Here is a 20,045-nt window from a genome sequence, read left to right as displayed (position 1 = left end):
GACGACGCAAGAACGCAGCGAGCGTCAGGATCATGATTCCGAGGAAAAGGGCTGGCGCCCATTGAATGCCCGGGAGAGCGTGCCACCATCAACATACTCAAGCTCCCCTCCCATCGGCATCCCATAGGCCAGGCGTGAACATTTAACACCATGTGCGACCAACAGCTCAGAAATATAGTGTGCTGTAGCTTCCCCCTCAATGGTGGGGTTAGTGGCTAAAATAACTTCTTCTAAAGGTGCTTCCAGCTGACACAGGCGTTCGACTTCCTCTTCCAGAAGTTCCAGACCTATTTCCTCGGGCCCGATACCATCCAGGGGGGACAAGTGTCCGTGCAGTACAAAATAGCGCCCTCGGAAACCACCCGCCTCTTCGATAGCCATCAGGTCAGCCGGTGATTCTACCACACACATCAAGCGGTCATCGCGTTTTGGATTGGCGCAAAGTTCACATAGGGCATGTTCGGATAAATTACGGCAGTGCTGGCAGTAACCGATACGTTCTAATGCCTCCCCAAGCGCTGTGGCGATACGTTCACCTCCCAGACGATCCCGCTCCAAAAGGTGCAATGCCATACGCTGGGCACTTTTTGGGCCGACGCCAGGAAGTACTCGCAATGCATCCAACAATTGTTCGAAAAGGGGTGAAAAGGCCATGGCGATCTCTTTAGATGCTTTTTAAGTGCTTTCTACAAGTACTGTCTTGAGACAATTCTTCAGACATTGACTTTGGATGCTTTCGTCAAATCCATCACTCAATCGCTTTTCAAGTGCGCTTGAGGGATGCTCTTTTGAACATGTGTCTGATAGGTGTTAATCACCCTGCCCCACCCATGGCGCACCATATGGGCAGCTGTAAGTCCATAATATGGAAGTCACGATAATAGCGCCAAGCCGCGTACTAATGGCGTCAATCACATTCAAATACGCTGGCAATAAACAACTACTCTGCAACAAATAAACAACTATTCTGCAACATGCTCCGTAAAACATGATGCAGTGCCATTGCCAGCACAGTGATTGAACCCAGGGCAGAACCGGTCCAACAACCGTTACGTGCTCTGATCGACATATGAAATGGGTCTACTATACAGCCGCGCCCTAAAAAGATAACGGTATAAATCTCTATCTTTACCCTGGTTTTTCAGAGGGCCTGAACGGCTCTACCGTATAGCACATCGCCAGAGGCGTATTCACTACCAACATGACAAAGCCCTGATAGCCAAACGCCCCGTTATGCTGACACGTCAGTACTTGGCGTAACTCACCATTACCTCTTAGAACGGTAATTTGAAACCTTCCGGCAGATTCATACCATCAGTAGCTTCCGCCATACGTGCTTTAGAGCTCATTTCTACCTTGTGAACAGCATCATTCACCGCAGCGGCCAACAAATCTTCAAGAAACTCTTTCTCTTCTTTCATGACAGAAGGGTCCAGATTAATGCTGAGCACGTCGTGACGACCATTCATGCGAACAGTGACCATACCTGCACCGGAAACGCCTTCGACTTCCTGCTCGGCGATCTCTTCCTGCACCTTTTGCATTTTTTCCTGCATTTGCTGAGCCTGCTTCATCAGGCCACCCATGCCACCTTTAAACATGAAATACTCCTTGAAATAATGGCGCGATAAAGGTGTATAAATACCTACCGCTTCCTACAATATTAATCGTTCCGCACCCGGCCAACGTGCCAACATTTCAGCAATGGCGGAATGATAACGCTGAATTGTCGAGCCATACCCGCACTGCCAACACATTCGAGCCTGACCGTTTATTCGCGAGACTCGACGCTCTCTTCGAGCAATCGCGCGCCGAATTGTTCCATAAGTACCTGTATATGAGGGTCACCTTGCAATGCTTCAACCGCTCGTTGGCGACGTTCTCGTTGAAAACGCTGCGCACGAATATGTGGGGTTTCAATCGCAGGATCAATATCACCGGGGGTAATGCTAACAGAACGGGGCGCACCCAGCCGTTTCAGTTCGTTTTCAAGCCGACGCGTGTGGATGTCCGCATTCATTGCCGCCTGTGTAGGATCCAGCCGCAATGCCAGATGATTGTTTTGGTCAGACATGACAATGCAGTTGGCGATTAAATTACCGGTGATCCCCCCCAGGTGAATGTGGGGATAGAGTGTCAGCCATACTGCGTGATCAATCACTGTTCCTTCAGGCAACTGGTAATCCGACTGTGCCTCAGTAGCAGATACTTCCGACGCTTCAGGTGTGTCTACCGGACTCTCGTCCAAAGCCTGTGAAAAGGCTTCACTCACATCATTACTGGGCTCAAGGGCTGCATATTCGGTATACGAATCATCGTCATCATCATCCTGATCTTCACTGCCCGAAGGCTGAACAGCAGACGTATGCGCCCGTGAGGAAGACACATCACCCGAGTAGTTAGCCTGGGCTTCCTGATTTTTATGGGCTTGATGATCTGAAGGTGAAGACGCTGCCTCCTTCTGCACCACATCAGAGGAATGATTGGACGATGAAGCAGCATCAGTAGATATCTTTTCCGATGACTCTGATGCCTTTGCATTTGGCGCCTGTGGTGAACCATATGGCAGATGATCGATCGGTGTTGACTGATTAGACGAATACGACGGCGCCTCACCCCACGGGGGTGGTTCTACGGCGGGAGCTTCCCTTCCATGAGCCTCTGATAGAGTATTTGGCGTTGTAGCGTTTGATGGCGCGGCAGGGGACGAAGGCGTCACCGGTGAAGGGGCAGCACTACTCAGCGCGGCTCGCTCATGCGAGTATGCATTGCCTGAGTCAGCTGCAGAATCATCGCCTGCTGAAAAGCCCCTCGTCGAAGCGCTGCCAGCCATACGGCTAGCGTGACCTGCATCGCGGTCATCCACCGGTTGAACTGGAACGTCCGTTGATGGACGAAGCACATCCTCAGGAGGCACAACGGAATTCTTTGCAGCAACAGATTGTGTAGATGATGCCAGGCGATGAGAAGGCACCTCACCCGCAGGCACAGGTTCCTCATCATCCCCCTGGGATTGATGTTCTGTAGTGGAAGCACCGCCCTGACCCACCTGACGTGCATCACGCTGACGAATCGGCAACTCGACTTCCGGAGGCTTGGGTACCCCCTGTGGGCGGAAAGCCAACATGCGCAAGAGCGTCATCTCCAGCGCCGCACGTGCGTCGGGGGACGATGCCATTTCAGAGCGCCCATTCAAAGCGATCTGATAGTACAGTTGCACGTCCTCGGCACGAAAATGGCCCGCCAAAGATAACAGCGCATCGCGATCCCCATAACCATTGTCCAATGCCTCGGGCACCATCTGAGCAATGGCCAAGCGGTGAAACAGGCTGGAAAGTTCGTTCAATACTGCAGAAAAGTCGGGGGCCTGCTCCGCCAACCGCGCTACTTGTTGGAGGACATCCAATGCATCAACACGAGACAACGCTTCAGCCAGTGCAATGATATACCCCTGATCCAACGTGCCCAGCATTGCCTTGACATCGCCATCCCTTACCTGCCCATGCCCGAATGCAATAGCCTGATCCGTAAGGGAGAGCGCATCTCGCATCGAGCCATCGGCAGCGCGCCCCAACAACCATAAGGCTTGCTCATCAAAAGGAATGCTTTCAGCGCCTAGTATATGGGTAAGGTGCTCTACAACCCGCTCAGGCGACATCGCCTTGAGGGCAAACTGCAAACACCGGGAAAGCACCGTAATAGGCAGTTTTTGCGGATCGGTAGTGGCCAGCAGGAATTTAACATGGGGCGGCGGCTCTTCCAGCGTTTTCAACAAGGCATTGAAACTGTGGGAAGAGAGCATGTGCACTTCGTCTATCAGGTAAACCTTGAAGCGACCCTGTGTGGGGGCGTATTGCACGTTATCCAGCAATTCGCGGGTATCTTCCACTTTTGTACGTGAGGCCGCATCGACTTCGATCAGATCTACAAAGCGGTTTTCATCAATGGCGACGCAAGCTTCACAAACGCCACAGGGGGACGACGTTACTCCCTGTTCACAATTCAGACATTTGGCAAGAATACGCGCAATCGTTGTTTTACCCACCCCGCGTGTTCCCGTGAACAGATAAGCGTGATGAAGCCGTCCCTGATCAAGCGCGTTGATCAAGGCTCGGGCAACATGTTCCTGCCCGACCAATTGATGAAAATTACGCGGGCGCCATTTACGGGCCAGAACCTGATAACTCATGTAGACGAATGTTTTCCCTGTCGACTGAATCGATGCCAGATAGCATGAAACGGCATGTCATACCCTGCACACTCGGTTACCTTGAAAGGCGAATAATGTGCGAAGAGAATTGGCGAACAAATAGGGCTCCATAATACACTATTTGAGCACTATAACGTGAACCGTTGATCAAGAATAATAGAATGAAATACAGACCTCGGCGAACCGCATGCCCACAACAGGCTCGTAGCCGGATTGGATATTTTGAAGAATCAATATCCATCACTGATATGGAGGTATTCGATAAAAACCCAAGCCTTCGATGGAAAGGAAACAAAACGCGCTGTTCAAGCAGAGGCAGGCTAACGAGGAAGTAAAGATGAGAAATGTACGCTGGAAATGGAGGCGGCCCTGATCAGCCACATCCCGGCACACGACTCCATCACTACCGTTGCTCCCTTCCGGGCCTGGCGGGGTTTGCGACTTCACGTTGCGGGAGGACCGAAAAGGGCCACCATAATATCGATAAAATGCCTAAAGGCAGATATTCGAATTTCACTTGAAAAACAGCGCGTTGGCAGCGCCTTATCAAGTGAGGGCATATACTACCAACTGTGTCGGACAACAGCAAGCCCAACTCATCAAAACTCTTGTTTCCAACATCCATTGGCCGAGATTCAGCGAGGCCATCTATAATGTCCTTTCGTGCGTTCTCCCCATGAAATCAAAGCCATGAGAATGGTATAATCACCGGATTGGGGAGCCTGCCACCCTTCCCTTCAGGGGGAGGCTACACTCACGGTGTTAACGTTATTGAGGGGGAATCATATCATGATCGCACGTATTCAGGCCCAATATCCCTAAGCCGAATATTGCCAGAGCACCCCCACAGCCGTCATTCTATCCGGAGCCACGATGCCTTCTGCCCACTCACCTTCTACCAATCCTACACCGGATGATGCGCTGCGAAGTGAATCACCGAATACCTCCTCTGCTTGCTCGCACGAGACAGCAGAGGTAGTCGAGGGTGCATCGGGTACTTCGGTAAAGCAGGCAGCATCATCCTCAGACATAAGCAACACACCAGACGACGTTCTTCAAAGGAATTTACTTCGTGCGGATCAACTTTTGGTTGAATTGGGATTGGTACGTTCCCGTAATCGGGCACAGCGCTTGATCAAGAAAGGGCGAGTAAAAAAACAAGTGGTCGATGGGAACGGTAATCAACATCTTCGTGACATCAAGCGTCCTAGTGAAAAACTTTCCCCAACCACACATTTTGATATTGAAGAAGATCCTGAAGAACGCTATGTCTCGCGTTCAGGGCTGAAACTGGAGGGTTTACTCAAGGCCCACCATCTTTCTCTCAAGGGAATGACGCTCCTCGATATCGGTCAGTCCACCGGTGGTTTTACGGACTGTGCGCTCGCCTTCGGCGCTTCCAAAGTAGTGGGTATAGAGGTCGGGCATGATCAATTGGAACCGCAGTTAAAGAACGATCCTCGCGTTATCTGCCTGGAAGGTGTGAATGCGAGGCAACTGCCCGTAGATGTATTGCACAATGCGGCCCCGGACGGATTCGATGCGGCCATGATGGATGTTTCGTTCATCTCCCAAACGTTAATACTGGGCGAAATTGCGAAACATTTGCCTTCAGATGCCCTTCTCTTCAGTCTGGTGAAACCCCAGTTCGAACTGAGTCGGGATGAGTTGAGTGCCGGCGGTATTGTCCGGGGGGAACATCTGCATGACAAGGTCAGGCTAAAGCTGACCGCCGCCGCTGAGACTTCCGGTTTTACCGTATTGGACTGGCAGCCCAGTACTCTCATCGGAAGTGATGGCAATCAGGAATGGCTGATGCTGGCGCGGCGTAAAGCCTGAAAACAGTAGCAGTAGCACTACCGCCCCGCCCGGGCATCATCCCTACATCACTGGGGGCGTAACTTTAGGCTAGTTGCCCAGTTTGGGAACATCCTCTGCCTTTTTGCTTTCGACCCGGCGAGATTCCCCCTGGCTGTTATGAAGCCAGACATCCATTTGCTGGAAGGCAATACGTATACCCTGCGCCTTGAATGTCTCCGATACTTTTCGGTTGATTTCATCCCGAACAGGCAGGCGCTCGGCTATTTCACTTACGTAGACACGCAACTCGAATTTCAGTGATTCGCTATCAGCTGACATACAGAATGCCGTCGCCTCAGGCTCTTTACGTACACGTGGATTTTCATGTGCGATATCCAACAGCATACGGCGAACCGTTTCCGTATCTTCTGCCTGACTAATGGAGTAGATCATCACAATACGCGTTATGTTGTCTGAAAGTGACCAGTTGATCAGGCGGTCAGTAATAAATGTCTTGTTGGGGATGATCATTTCCTTGTTGTCGAAATCCACCACCGTAGTTGCGCGAATACGAATACGACTGACCGTGCCATCCATTTGATTCAACGTGATCGTATCTCCAATGCGCACCGGGCGTTCAAAAAGAATAATCAGGCCGGAAATAAAGTTGGCAAAGATTTCCTGCAACCCAAACCCCAGACCGACACCCAATGCCGCAATCAACCATTGCAGTTTTGCCCAGGTGAGCCCCAGCATTCCAAGGGAAAGCACAATGCCCACACCCAGAATCGTATAGGAGAGCAATGCCGAAAGTGCGTAAGCCATGCCTGCCTTGAGCTGAAGGCGCGATAACACCATGACTTCCAGCATACCCGGCAGGTTACGCGACATGAACCATGTCAAACCAAAGGTGATGATGGCCAAACACACGCTGCCGAGGGAAATATTTTCCACTTGTGTGCCCGAAGCCCCTGCCTGATCCACCTGCCACAAATCGACGGTTTTCAGGAACGACAAAACGCCAAGCAGGTCATGCCATACAACATAAAAGAAGCCGATAAAGATCAGTACCAATACCATTTTGGACAAGCGTAGCGATTGCTTGTTGACCTGATCCATATCGAGCGGAGGCTCTTCCGGTAACTCATTATTTTCACTGGATTGTGATTGTGTTTGGGAACGTCGACGATCCAATGCACGGCGGAATTTCAAGCGCCGAGCGGCAACAGCCAACCCCCTGACCACAGCTGATTCCACCATGACCCACAGTCCGAGCAGGTAGATGGTAGTCACGAAACGCGGTGTCAAACGAACAGCCGTATATTCAAAGCCGGCAATAATGAGGCCTGCCAGAAACAGCGGCACCAATGACAATAAAATGCCCAGAAGGAGGCGGAAAAGGCGTGCCCCTATTTCAGGCACATGTGCCAGTATGATTTTCGCGAGAAGGACGCTCATGGCCACGTAACCAACCAAAACGATCACCAGCGGAATCGGCTGGTCCACAAGGCTGGTGCCCATGTGCTGAATCACGTAAATCACCAATACCACCGGCACACTGGCGATACCCAATTGCGTGATCAATACCCGCAAGCGACGCACGTAACTGACGGGCCAATGGAAATGATGCGAAGCGACCCCACGATCCAGTAGTAATCGTCGTGCCCAGGAGAAATACCCCCAGGCAAAGGCGGCGGTGAGTAAGGCACCGCCCAATACAAACCCGCCACTACTTCCTGATAGTCGAAGGCCTAACCCCACAGACGCCATCAATAAAGGGCCACGAATGGACAGTACCAGATTCAGTAGAATCGCCTGTGGCGTGTGCCATTGTGTGTCACGACGAATATGCCCCACCTGGGATTGGAGTTTGTATAGGTGGCGTTGAATACGCGGTCTGAAGACGCTCAATGCAATCAACAGCACAATCATTGGCAAAACACACACGGTCCACAATGAAGGTACTTCGAACAAATCTTCCAATCCATGGCGCCAACTGGGGCTAATCAGCTCCGCTTTTAACCTGTGCGGTAGTTGCTTCATCCATGTCCACCCCAGCGGCTGCCCACTGGCGATCCAGAACAGCTGTTCATCGATCCTGGCACGTACGGAATTACCCAGCTGATTCAGCTGTTGCTGATTCAGTTGCGTATCAATGGAAAGTGTTAACAGGCTGCCGTATTCACGATCCAGTTGATCCAGTAATGAACGTTGAGTGCTGTATAACGTTCCCAACGTTTTGGTCAACTGTGGCGTTGGATGCGTGTTGCCTTGTGTTTTGGCGGACAGCTGTCCGAGTTGTTGACTGACATAGCTGCCAACATCACTAAGCGCTTCCCGCTGTTGCATCAGGTTGAATTGTTGCAGACGAATGTTGGCGATCTGATCACTTAAACGGGGCCGTGGCACCAATGGCGGCAATGCGTCACGTTGTTGGCGTAATAACATGGAGAGCAGCACACTACCTCGCACAGCGGCAACCTGATCATTCAGGTTGCTTTGTATTTGCTGAACCGTGTCCAGCTGGCTACGAACATTGATGCTCTCCTGAATCATTCGATTAACGGAATTGGTGACCGTTACCAGCTGATCCGCCCAGCGACTGTTATCTTCCACAGCTGCACGTACCAACGGATTGTCAAGATTACTGGATGCCTTCCCTGATGCTCCAGCGGCTGCCTGTTGTGCGGTTTCACGACTCAATTGTGACCGTTTTCTGGCGACTGCCTTTTGGAGCAACTGAATCTCCTGCTGCCCTTGATCCAATTTACGTGCGGCCAGGTCACGCTGAGCCATGGCGAGGTCACGCAACTGCGGATTATTGATCAACTGCTGCTGATTCAATTCAAGTTGTTGCTGGAGAATCTGTGATTGAAGGTTATTAAGCTCGACCTCTTGCTTCGACGATCCATTGGCATTATCAGCGAGCGAACGTCGTACTTGCTGCAACTGGCTTTGCAGGCTGGCAATCTGGACTTGCGCACGATCAGGTAACATTTGAGTTACCGTCACCTGGCGATTGGCATCACCAAAGGTTTGTTGTAGCTGTTCCAGTGCATTGAAAGAATCGATCAGACGATTTTCCAGTGTGTCCAGTGAAAGCCCGGATACACTGCTTTCATCCAGTGAAGGCGGTGCTTGATTGTCCCATTGATGAAGTTGAGTTTGAAGCCGTGCCAGCGTTTGCGGTGCCTGTTCTATCTGAGCAGATAGATCACTGTTCTGCTGTTTGAGCAAAGCAAGTTGCTGCTGAGCTGCCGTGATATCCTGACTTGGCCCGCTTTGGGTATCACTCTCTGAATTATTCTGTAACTGGGTGATCTCCTTTACCATTAGCCCCTGGGCCGTAATCGCCCGTGCAGGCGTCATGCAAAACAGTGCTACGGCCAACATGGCAAAAAGAGAGATCAGGATGGATAACGGAGCTGGAACCGTTACCGGACAACGCACTTGGGACACAGAACCGCCTCATTCAAGAATCATAGTGACCGGAGCAGATCCGGACATAACAACCATTGCCAAAAACCATGACCACCAAAAAAATCATGACTGAAAATGTCATATTACTGCTGGATTCATCAACTCATTTCATACATTCAATCGTTCATCGGATGTATCGATGTAATACCGAATTGTCAAATGCCCGGTGAACTATGCCTAGTGGACTAGGCCTAGTGGACTATGGACCGATAGCCAGCAGTCATACTGCCATAAACTGGATAAGGGGATGAGCCAATGAAAAGAGTATAAATATAAAAGCGCAAGTTTACCTGAAGAGAGGCGCAAACTGGCAGTATTATTACGAAAGGAAAACAAAGAAGTTATGCTTGCCACTAGGCCATTCACTCATGGTGAGGTGAATTACGGAGGGCGGCATGCAGTTAGCAGAGCCAATGGATACCCTCCTCTGGATATAAAAAAACACCGCGCCAATGAAGTGCAGTGCTAGCTATAAGAAGTGCTATAAATCATAAGAAGTGCTGTAAATCATAAGAAGTGCTGTAAAAAAAGGAGTTCCTGAATATTGGAGGGTGGATGCGACAAGTCGTAGGGCTTCCTCACTCAAGGGCGAGCAACCTGCAACATCGTCACCCGCTTGACGGATCAGGGATGAAGCACACCATGGGAACAAGCCTCTTCATTTCCCGGGCCGGCTTTCTCGATCTGCAACGTCGCATGCTCGATCCCGAAGTGCTCGGCCAACATTTGATGGGCTTCGGCCAAAACACGATTATCGACCCGCTCTTCTACAATAACCAAATGGGCAGTCAACAGAATATCGTTATCCGTCAGACTCCATAAATGCAGATCATGGACACTGGTAACCCCTTCGACACTACCCAGGGTCTGTCGCACGTCGTCAGGGACAACTTTCTCAGGTGCCCCTTCCAGTAAAATATGGGAAGAGCGACGCAGTACGGCATAGGAACTTCGTAAAATCAAAATACAGGCAAGAATGGAGAGCAGCGGATCTGCTTCATTAAAACCGGTCAACTTAATGATGATGGCCGCAATTATTGCAGCTGCCGAACCGAGCAAATCCCCCATCACATGCAAGGCAGCCCCTTTCAGGTTGATATTGTCGTGTTCGCCCCCCTCCAAAATCCAGAATGACACGCCATTCACGATCAATCCGATAATCGCTACCACGAGCATGGGGGTTGCGGCCACATTTTCCGGTGAAAACAGTCGTTCTATTGCTTCAATCACAATCCATAGGCCGATCAGTAACAATACCAATCCATTGGTAAAGGCTGACAATACCTGAATACGCTGATAACCATAACTATGACGCGCATTGGATGGGCGCCGGCTCAGACGGAATGCGAAAAGCGCCAGGCCCAGCGAGAAAGCATCACTCAACATATGGATACCATCCGAAATCAGCGCCAACGAATGGCTGAACAGCCCGGTCAGAATCTCCACTACCATAAAAGCGAGTGTGATCAACATGGCCCAGAATACGCGTTGCTCACTATCGGCAGTCACTTCGCCCACATGAGAATGTCCATGCCCGTGGCTGTGGGAATGTCCATGTGAGCCCCCGTGATCGTGCGAATCCCCATGGGTATGAGAATGGGAATGATCAGGGGCCTGCTGGCTATCTCCAGATTTATCTGAAGCCTGGTGATGGGTATGACTCATTGTCCGCTCCTCAATCAGAGTGTCAGGCGTATCTTGTTACATGACACCTTTGATTTTTCTTGCGTTTTACCTTTAATACGGCATAGTTAACACTCTACAACTGCTACAGGGTCAAGCCATGGACCATAAAAAAAACAATAAAGTACCGCAGATGGATACTATCGAAAACTGTTCAACTGAAACTGATACCGATTCCACCCGCACAATGACGGTATCCGATGGTATGAAAGATCCAATGAAAATAGGCGAATTGGCCAAACAGATGGACTGTGCAGTTGAAACCATTCGGTATTATGAGCGTGAGGGTTTGTTACCAACGCCGATACGTAGCCGGGGTAATTACCGCCTTTATGGAGAACATCATCTTGAGCGGATGCGTTTTATCCGCCGTTGCCGCGCGCTGGATATGACGCTTGATGAAATTCGTGCCCTCCTCGGCTTGCGCGATATATCAACAGATCAATGCCGCCAGGTATCGGGGCTCATCAATGAACACCTCCAGCATGTCGAGAATCGCATCGGTGAACTGCAGGCATTGCGAAATCAGTTGGTCGAATTACAAGGGTATTGTGGAGGGGAACGCCAGGGTGAACACTGCGGCATCCTCACGGTACTGGAGGAGGAAAGTACCGTAAAGCAATTCGCGTCGAAAAATTCTGCATCTACGACGCATAAATCCGTGGGCGGTACACATTCACACTAACGACCACAAATGATGATTTGTCAGTTTCGATTTGCCAGTTTCAATGAATTAACGACCCACAGGCAGTCCTGTAAACCATTTTTTGAATACTCAGAACATGTACACTGTCCCGAAATACAAAGCTCTAGAATAGTTCCTGTGAAATAGTTCCTGTTAGCCAGTATCTGTGAGACAGTACCGATGAAATAGCATTTATAAAATGGGATTTATGAGATAGCACTTATGAAATAGTAGCGACATCCATGTCCATGAAATACTCTATTCGCTATACCTTTATCGGGATATTTACTGGCGAACCGGGTACGTAGCACCATAATTCAGCATTGAGGGATGCTCGCCGTGTCCTGTGTTGCAGCAGCATCAGGTCGTCCTCATATCGAGCGATAACAGGTTCAGGAAGCAAAACCATCAATAAATTAAAACCATCGATAAATCAAAACCATTAATAAATAAAGTAGCTATTACGTCATTAATAGGCCAAGGTCGTTCACAGCCAGCGTCTTTTACAGTTAGAGAGCCAAAAGAGTAAAAAATGTCAGTATCTGCCCCATCATCACGTTTGCTGCTGTCCTTGATAGTAGAAGTGATGCTTATCGCCATGACCTCACCTGCAAGGGCCGAGGGAGTACAGGGGCATGCCTTGGCAGAGCCAACGCCTGAACAGCAATCTCAGGCGTTGGCACAAAAGACGCTACAGTTGGATTCAGAGGCAAACGCCAATCCGCTGGCCATTTCGACCTATTTACCCAACTATTTTTTACCTTTCGATTACGACAAGCACTTGCCTAACCTTCAGGCTTACCGTGCAGCAGGCAACTACTCTCCACAACACACCGAAGTCAAGTACCAGATCAGTCTGAAAGTGGCGCTGGGGCAAAACCTGTTCAACAACAATGGCGATCTTTACCTCGGTTACACACAATTTTCCTTGTGGCAAGCATATAACGCCAAGGATTCCGCCCCCTTCCGAGAGACAAACTACGAGCCCGAACTCTTTCTGCGCTTTACCAATCACAAACGCTATTTTGGTTGGGTGAACACCATCAACAGAATTGGTTTCCTTCATCAATCCAACGGGCGTGGCGGAAATGTTCATGATGAAAAATATACGGCATCGCGCAGCTGGAACCGCCTGTATGCAGAGGCTATCTTACAGCGTGGCCCATGGGCCATTTCGCTTAAGCCCTGGTGGCGTATTCCAGATTCCCATAAAAGTGATAACAATCCCAATATTGAAAAGTATTTGGGATATGGTCAGATAGGAGTGCTCTACACCACGCAGGGCGATCAGGAATTTTCAATCAATGCGATGGGGAATCCTTTTACCGGGCGCCTGGGTACTGAAGTGGACTATACCTTCCCCCTCTGGGGGCGAATACGTGGCATGATTCAATATTACAACGGGTATGGTGAAAGCCTGATTGATTACAATCACCGTGTGAATCGTGTAGGCCTTGGCTTCAGTTTCAATCCTCTTCTCCCTGGTACAGCAGACACCTCAGGCACCAGTCCGACGTTGAACAGAATTTTGGCACCCGGCGAAAGCAACCTCAACATGCATGACACAAGGCATGTGCCTGTCTACGATGCCTCTATCGGCAAGACAACCCATGCGTCCACCACAACGGGTCTGGCTTCTGTCAACAAGAATGATCATGCGAAGGATGTGTCATCGGATACAACAGGGAGCCCCCTTCTGAACGGGATGATTGCTCAGCGTCCGGATTCTGACCTCTCTGATCGGCTGTCCACGCCGTTACCTCCAGCACATTCAAAAACAGCCCAGCCCCCCGCGAGCAGGACAACCTCGGGTGCAGATGCTCATACCCTGAAAGTTTCGGAACAGGCTCACCAAACGATCAACCAGTATTATCAGGCTCAAGCCGTACCAATGACCGATCTGGAACGCGAACGAGCTGCACAAACCTACTTCGAACGTCAGGCAGAGAACAATCCCTTATCGCTCTCGACCTATCGGCGCAACTATATCCTGCCGATCGCGTATAATACTGACCATCTGAATCAGCGCAATTTCCATCAGGTCGCGCCAAACAGTTCACCTGATCATAATGAAATCAAGTTCCAGCTCAGTATCAAGGCACGCCTGTGGCATAACCTCTACCATCACAATGGTAATCTGTATGTTGCCTATACCCAGCGCTCATGGTGGCAGGCCTATAATTCTTCGGCGTCCTCTCCCTTCCGAGAGACCAATTACGAACCAGAGCTGTTTGTCCAGTTTACTAATAACAAGTCGTTTCTGGGCTGGACCAATACATCAAACTCCTTTGGCTTTGTTCATGAATCCAATGGCCGTTCCGACCCTATCTCACGCAGCTGGAACCGCCTCTTTCTGGAATCAGTATTTGCACGGGGCCCAATGGAAATCAGCGTACGTCCATGGTGGCGAATTCCAGAATCAAAATCGAGTGACAACAATCCTTCCATTGAAGACTACGTGGGCTATGCGCGCATCATGTTTGCCTACACACGTGATAACAATGAATTTACCTGGTCCATTGTTGGCAACCCGGGCAAAGGGCATTATGGCAATCAGCTCGAATACTCCTTCCCGCTATGGTCGAAATTGCATGGTTACTTGCAATATTACAATGGTTATGGTGAAAGCATGATCGATTACAATCATCATGTTCAGCGTTTTGGGATCGGTATCTCGTTCAATAATATCAATCTGTAGCACAGCGATGGGAGGCATGATCAATACCTCTTGCTTACCAAACCCCAACATCAATTTTCTATCCATTACCTGCTGCAGAGCAAACGATCACCTGTTCGAGAACAGGATCCGCTTACAGGTTATGTAGCACTATGTAATCTTTTTTCTATATACGTGAATAGCATGTCACTCACGCGTAACTCTTCTCATTCCAGAGTCTTCCACCTCATCTAATAGTGGAAAGAAGGCTTGCAAATACAAGGCACTACCGCTATACCTAAAACTCACGATAAGTGCTTGTTATAGAAAAACACGGTGAAATTTACCGTGCCTTTGGTAAAGATCTAAAATACTTACTACTGGGCTCACTTATTACTAGACAAGTACATTGGCAGGTTGATCACACACGTTGGGAGTATTGAACCATGGCTTCAAAAAAAGAGATCAAGGATCAGAGTGCACGTTCCATCGAGCAGTTGGAAGATGATATCCGCACTCTGTCAGATACGCTGGAGCAGTTCATCTCCTCCAGTGCCGATGATTCAGCCGAACAGCTGGACCAACTTCGTGATGAAGCCGGCTCACGTCTCGCTGAAGTGAAAGAACGTTTTCAAAAACATGGCAACAATATTCGGGATCGTCTGAAATCCGGTCAGGAGACCATCCAGGAACATGGTCGCGACGCTTTTCAGTGCGCAGATTCCTATGTACAGGATAACCCATGGCGCGGCGTTGGAATCGCGGCAGTCGCTGGTTTTGCCATTGGTATTCTTATAGGACGACGTTAATGGCTGAAAAACGCACAGGCCCCGCTGTCTCCGTCTTCAATGCCTCAAAACGGCTCATCGCCACTTTATTGAGCGCAGGTGAGGCTCGGCTTCGCCTGGCAGTCGTTGAACTGCAGGAAGAGCGAGACCGCTTTTTTTCATTGCTGATCAATACCTTCGTTGCCGTTCTGTTGGGGCTCTTTGGTATCGGTATGGTCATCCTGTGGATTGTGGTCTATTTCTGGGATACGCATCGTCTGCTGGCCATTGGCTGTGCAGCAGGTGTCCTGCTCGGCCTGGCCATTATTCTCGCTATTAGAGTCAAGGTGCTTGCCAGCCGCCCAACGCTTCTTCGCACCACGCTTTCACTCATGAGTGAAGACAAGTCAGATATTGAAGAGGAATTGGACAAGCATTCGATGGGACGTCAGCTTCAAAGGGATAAAGACTGATGGCAGACAAACCTCGTTCACTTGCTCAACAGCGTCGTATTCTTGAACAGCGAATCCAGCAAAATCGCCGTCAATTACGCGAGGCCAACGAGGAGTGGCTGAATGCAACGGCCTCTTTTGACCATGCTGCATCCCGGCTAATGTATTTTAAAAAGCCGATTCTACTGGTGGGCGGCGTGGTCTTGGCACGTTACCTTAAACGCAGTCCTCACAAGTTGGTCAGGATAGCGCGCAAAGGTATCGGCTTCTATGCATTGGCCCGAAATGTACGCCGTCTTCTATAACATGACTATAGCTTCTAGCATAACTGTCGTTATTAGCACGGCTTTAGTTATTAACACGGCTTTAGTTATTAGCACGGGTATAGTTTATAACAGGGTTATGGCTGGGTAATGCCCTCTCATGGAAGAGAGAAACAGAGGGCAGAATCAAAAGGCACGCCGTCCCCTAAATCCACCCACGTATCCTCTTCCGAGGACGTGGGTTCTTTTTTGATTAATCGAATGTTTAGGCCTAAATGCTTAGGCCACAGGCGACACCGGATGCCCACGCCCATTGGAAGTTGTACCCCCCAAGCTGCCCCGTCACGTCCAGTACTTCACCGATAAAATAGAGGCCGGAGATGTCATTGGCTTCCATGGTTTTGGATGAAATAGCCCGGGTTTCAACACCCCCCATGGTCACCTCGGCGGTACGCCAGCCTTCCGTACCCGCCGGTTTGATTTCACAGTGTTCCATACGGTGAGCCACCTCTTCCAATGCTGCATTGCCCCACTCTGCCAACGGTGAAGTCGGGCTCATGCCAGTATCTTGTGAAAGAGAATTCGCCCATGCCTGCGCGAGCCGCTTGGAGAAATAATGAGTTAACCAACCCTGAAGGGTCTTTCGAGGATGAGCCTGTCGAAATTCTTTCAATTCCTCAAGGCTATCACTTTTATCCAACCAGTTGATGAACAAACTATCGCCCGGTAACCAATGGCTGGACGCCTTGAGCATCGCCGGACCAGACAATCCACGGTGCGTGATCAACAGGGCTTCCCGGTAAGTCACACCATTACACGTTACTGATACGGGCACAGAAATACCGGCTAATGCGTCGAAAAAAGCTTTCCAGTGGGAGGTTAAGGTGAAAGGCACCAATGCTGGTCGGGTAGGAAGAACCGCAAGGCCAAACTGGCGAGCAACTTCATAGCCAAAACCGGTAGCCCCCATTGTTGGAATCGAAAGCCCACCTGTCGCAACAACCACTTTTTCTGCAGTGATATTTCCCTTGTGTGTAGTGAGCTCAAAGAGACCTTCACGTTTATGAATGCCATCAATGGAAGTCGCCAATTCCAGTGTCACCCCTGCCCACTCACATTCGGTTAACAGCATCTCGACAATAGGTTTGGACGAATCCGCACAAAACAGTTGGCCAGGTGCCTTCTCGACATGATCTATGCCATGACGCTCAACCAGTTCAAGAAAATCATAAGGGGTATAGCGCTTCAAGGCAGAAATACAAAAATGGGGATTATCGGAGAAATAGTGGGAAGGTGAAGCATCCAGATTGGTAAAATTACACCGCCCTCCACCCGACATCAAAATCTTTTTACCTGCCCGCTTGGCGTGATCAAGCAGAAGAACCCGCTTCCCCTGATATCCTGCCGTGGCGGCACACATCATGCCTGCTGCGCCTGCCCCGATAATGATGACGTCCCAGTCTGCCATCAAGTGTTACCCCTTGAAGTTGTGTCTTTGGTGTTTGTCAGTATTGCATGGCGTTGTACAAAAACGGGTCGTATCAAAATGAACGCAAAAAGGCCTGCTCTCAACTCGAGAACAGGCCTTTCCAGCCCGACACGTCAGACGCTACACGGGATTTTACTTGCTTTCGACGTGACCGCCAAACTGGTTACGCATGGCTGAAAGCAGTTTCTCACCATAGGTATTCCCTGAGCGAGAACGGAAGCGGGTGAAAAGAGATGCTGTCAGCACATTGGCTGGTACAGCCTCTTCAATGGCGGCTTCAATGGTCCAACGCCCTTCACCTGAATCGTTTACCTGACCACTGAATTCATCCAGCGACTCATCCTTGGCCAGAGAAATGGAGATGAGGTCGAGCAACCAGGAAGAAACAACACTACCACGACGCCATACTTCCGCGATATCTGCCATATCGAGGTCATAGCGCTGATTGGCAGGCAGGCTTTCCTGGTTTTTGTTACGCATGATGTCAAAGCCTTCTGCATACGCCTGCATCATGCCATATTCGATACCGTTGTGAACCATTTTCACGAAGTGACCGGAACCGACAGGACCACAGTAGAGGTAGCCTTGCAGAACACGAGGATCACGCGTTTCACGACCTGGTGTTTTCTCGATCTCGCCTTCACCGGGGGCCAGGGTCGCGAAGATGGGGTCGTGTTTTTCGAACACTTCCTTCTTGCCACCGATCATCATGCAATAACCGCGCTCAAGCCCCCACACGCCCCCGGAAACACCCACGTCGAGGTAGTTGATACCTTTTCCGGCCAGATGTTCGGAGCGGGCAATATCGTCCTTGTAGAAGGCATTGCCGCCTTCAATGACGGTATCACCACTTTCAAGATAGCCTTCAAGGGCTTTCAGCGTAGAGTTGGTGATTTCACCCGCAGGCAACATCAGCCAAATAGTACGCGGTGCAGGAAGTGCCTTGACCAGCGCTTCGAGGGAATCAACACCATCAGCACCCGCTTCTGAGAGCTGCTTGACTGATGCAGGGTTGGCATCAAAAACGGCACATTCATGACCGTGTTTAAGCAAGCGGCGTGCAATGTTACCGCCCATTCTTCCTAAACCAACGACTCCAATTCTCACAACTCTCTCTCCTGACTACCTTTTGGTCGGCCCCAATATGATAAAAGGACATGAAACATCTGATCAGAACCAACAATGAATTGATTAACAGACGTATTGGTACCCTATGTTCGTAAACTTAGCAACATGCTGCTAGCCAAAAGTCTTAGTAAAAACGTAAATTTGTTTGCTTTTTTACAGAATTGCTGTTTTTTCAACCTTTTTTTTACTCAACAAGGCTTATTTAGTCACAACTTTCGTCTTATAAAATTACATGCATTGAAAGTGACTTTATTGCCACATAAAAACAGCAATCGGCTTATGAAAACCGCAGGCTTTCAGTGAAAATCCAGACTTAACACTGCGGACATAAAAAAAGCCGCCCCATAAGGGACGGCTTTTTCTGAATTAAGTGGCGGAGAGGGAGGGATTCGAACCCTCGAAGCCTTGCGACTTACACACTTTCCAGGCGTGCTCCTTCGACCACTCGGACACCTCTCCTGCTCTTGGCCCGTGGGCCAATTGAACGGCGCATACTTTATCCTGCGAACGCGCCGTTTGCAAGCTTTTTCAACGTTTTAGCGACTAAAATTTATTCGGGATACTGAACGGCGAGAGCGCATTACGAGTCCCAGTGATCAACAAAGTCAGCAGGGTCCAATGGATGCACAGGTTTATCTTCACCTACTTTCTGCCCGATATAGAGAAAGCCCACCAGCTCATCCATGGGGGTAAGACCAAAGGCTTCCCGCACCGTTGGATGGTAGGCAAAATCACCGGTACGCCACATGGCGCCCAACCCTTCAGCGTAGGCAGCATAGAGCATCGCCTGCGCTGCGCATCCGGCCGTCACCACCTGCTCGACCCGGGGCACTTTCGGGTTATCCTGCACTTTGGCGATCACCGCAATGATGACTGGCGCACGCAAACATTTATCCCGGATGGATTGAAGATGTTCTTCACTCGATTCAGGTTTGCGCGATTTTTCCGCCTGAATACAAAGTTCACCCAACCGCTCGCGCCCTTTTCCCTTCAATTCTACAAAGCGAAAAGGCGCCAGCGATTTGTGATCCGGAGCTCGCAGAGCTGCCCGATACATCAGATCAAGCTGCTCGCGGGTCGGTTCAGGGCCGCTGACCTTTCCATGTGAGCGCCGTTCAAGTAACAGCGTCGTTGTATCCATCAATCTGACTCTCCATTGCTCGAGTGATTTGTAGGTTGGCCTGGATTTATCGTGAATGGCATTTCGTGAGAAAGGCAACTGCTGACAAGCAATCACTCTTTGTTCGTCGTACCGATACGCTCACCACCCTCGTCATCGTGTTTTTCAAAGACCATACATCAATAAAACACGTCATGCGGACATCTGAGCCTCCTTGCACTCGTATCCCCACACAATACTGGATCGGTGCCATGTAATCGTTCCCAGCTTCGAACGTAAAAAGCTGAGTAATGATCACGACGAGGTGAGTCA

16 protein-coding genes, 1 tRNA gene and 1 other RNA gene are annotated in these 20,045 nt (G+C 49.9%); 6 read left to right on the top strand and 12 right to left on the bottom strand.

Annotation, left to right across the window (positions count from 1 at the left end):
- Positions 1-30: 30 nt before the first annotated feature.
- The 5 genes from recR to LMG33818_RS06385 form a co-directional block, all read right to left on the bottom strand.
- Positions 31-654, bottom strand: a complete 624-nt coding sequence (gene recR / locus LMG33818_RS06405) for a recombination mediator RecR (protein WP_442322522.1) — start codon at positions 652-654, stop codon at positions 31-33.
- Positions 655-1,274: 620 nt separating this feature from the next.
- Entirely contained in the window at positions 1,275-1,601 is a 327-nt protein-coding gene (locus LMG33818_RS06400) for a YbaB/EbfC family nucleoid-associated protein (RefSeq protein ID WP_442322521.1), read from the bottom strand.
- Between the two features lie 170 nt (positions 1,602-1,771).
- On the bottom strand, positions 1,772-4,189 hold the full coding sequence (gene dnaX, locus LMG33818_RS06395) for a DNA polymerase III subunit gamma/tau (RefSeq protein ID WP_442322520.1): 2,418 nt from the start codon (positions 4,187-4,189) through the stop codon (positions 1,772-1,774).
- A 389-nt stretch (positions 4,190-4,578) separates the two neighbouring features.
- Positions 4,579-4,675: signal recognition particle sRNA small type (ffs, locus tag LMG33818_RS06390), an RNA gene on the bottom strand.
- 353 nt (positions 4,676-5,028) lie between these two features.
- Positions 5,029-5,241: a hypothetical protein gene (locus LMG33818_RS06385; RefSeq protein ID WP_442322605.1), complete on the bottom strand. Its 213-nt coding sequence runs from the start codon at positions 5,239-5,241 to the stop codon at positions 5,029-5,031.
- Here LMG33818_RS06385 and LMG33818_RS06380 point away from each other — a divergent pair.
- Entirely contained in the window at positions 5,240-6,049 is an 810-nt protein-coding gene (locus tag LMG33818_RS06380; RefSeq protein WP_442322603.1) for a TlyA family RNA methyltransferase, read from the top strand. The two genes, LMG33818_RS06385 and LMG33818_RS06380, sit on opposite strands and share 2 nt — an antisense overlap.
- Before the next feature lie 69 nt (positions 6,050-6,118).
- Here the strand turns inward: LMG33818_RS06380 and mscK are convergent, their stop codons facing one another.
- Together mscK and LMG33818_RS06370 are read right to left on the bottom strand one after the other, a co-directional pair.
- Positions 6,119-9,469, bottom strand: coding sequence for a mechanosensitive channel MscK (mscK, locus tag LMG33818_RS06375; protein ID WP_442322518.1), 3,351 nt, complete (start codon positions 9,467-9,469; stop codon positions 6,119-6,121).
- Positions 9,470-10,114: 645 nt separating this feature from the next.
- Positions 10,115-11,155: a cation diffusion facilitator family transporter gene (locus LMG33818_RS06370; RefSeq protein WP_442322517.1), complete on the bottom strand. Its 1,041-nt coding sequence runs from the start codon at positions 11,153-11,155 to the stop codon at positions 10,115-10,117.
- Positions 11,156-11,273: 118 nt separating this feature from the next.
- Here LMG33818_RS06370 and cadR point away from each other — a divergent pair, with 118 nt between their 5' ends.
- On the top strand, positions 11,274-11,858 hold the full coding sequence (gene cadR, locus LMG33818_RS06365) for a Cd(II)/Pb(II)-responsive transcriptional regulator (protein ID WP_442322516.1): 585 nt from the start codon (positions 11,274-11,276) through the stop codon (positions 11,856-11,858).
- Positions 11,859-12,266: 408 nt separating this feature from the next.
- Here the strand turns inward: cadR and LMG33818_RS06360 are convergent, their stop codons facing one another.
- Entirely contained in the window at positions 12,267-12,458 is a 192-nt protein-coding gene (locus LMG33818_RS06360; protein WP_442322515.1) for a hypothetical protein, read from the bottom strand.
- Between LMG33818_RS06360 and LMG33818_RS06355 the strand changes: the two genes are divergently transcribed.
- From LMG33818_RS06355 to LMG33818_RS06340, 4 genes are all read left to right on the top strand, one after another.
- A complete protein-coding gene (locus LMG33818_RS06355; RefSeq protein WP_442322514.1) occupies positions 12,457-14,556 on the top strand; it encodes a phospholipase A in 2,100 nt (699 codons plus the stop codon). The genes LMG33818_RS06360 and LMG33818_RS06355 overlap by 2 nt on opposite strands.
- Positions 14,557-14,960: 404 nt before the next feature.
- Positions 14,961-15,323, top strand: coding sequence for an ElaB/YgaM/YqjD family protein (locus tag LMG33818_RS06350; RefSeq protein WP_442322513.1), 363 nt, complete (start codon positions 14,961-14,963; stop codon positions 15,321-15,323).
- Complete coding sequence (locus LMG33818_RS06345) at positions 15,323-15,754, top strand: phage holin family protein (protein ID WP_442322512.1); 432 nt, start codon at positions 15,323-15,325, stop codon at positions 15,752-15,754. The genes LMG33818_RS06350 and LMG33818_RS06345 overlap by 1 nt, the downstream gene beginning before the upstream one ends.
- A complete protein-coding gene (locus tag LMG33818_RS06340; protein ID WP_442322511.1) occupies positions 15,754-16,038 on the top strand; it encodes a YqjK-like family protein in 285 nt (94 codons plus the stop codon). The genes LMG33818_RS06345 and LMG33818_RS06340 overlap by 1 nt, the downstream gene beginning before the upstream one ends.
- 229 nt (positions 16,039-16,267) lie before the next feature.
- Here LMG33818_RS06340 and LMG33818_RS06335 read toward each other — a convergent pair whose 3' ends face one another.
- The 4 genes from LMG33818_RS06335 to LMG33818_RS06320 form a co-directional block, all read right to left on the bottom strand.
- Positions 16,268-17,464, bottom strand: coding sequence for a BaiN/RdsA family NAD(P)/FAD-dependent oxidoreductase (locus LMG33818_RS06335; protein WP_442322510.1), 1,197 nt, complete (start codon positions 17,462-17,464; stop codon positions 16,268-16,270).
- A 153-nt stretch (positions 17,465-17,617) separates the two neighbouring features.
- Positions 17,618-18,592: a phosphogluconate dehydrogenase (NAD(+)-dependent, decarboxylating) gene (gnd, locus tag LMG33818_RS06330; RefSeq protein WP_442322509.1), complete on the bottom strand. Its 975-nt coding sequence runs from the start codon at positions 18,590-18,592 to the stop codon at positions 17,618-17,620.
- Between the two features lie 392 nt (positions 18,593-18,984).
- Positions 18,985-19,072 (bottom strand) — tRNA-Ser (locus tag LMG33818_RS06325).
- Positions 19,073-19,193: 121 nt separating this feature from the next.
- A complete protein-coding gene (locus LMG33818_RS06320; protein ID WP_442322508.1) occupies positions 19,194-19,754 on the bottom strand; it encodes a nitroreductase family protein in 561 nt (186 codons plus the stop codon).
- Positions 19,755-20,045: the final 291 nt, after the last annotated feature.

The sequence above is a fragment of the Cernens ardua genome, assembly GCF_051251085.1.
Classification (GTDB): domain Bacteria; phylum Pseudomonadota; class Gammaproteobacteria; order Pseudomonadales; family Halomonadaceae; genus Cernens; species Cernens ardua.
This window is presented reverse-complemented; position numbering and strand designations above follow the sequence as displayed.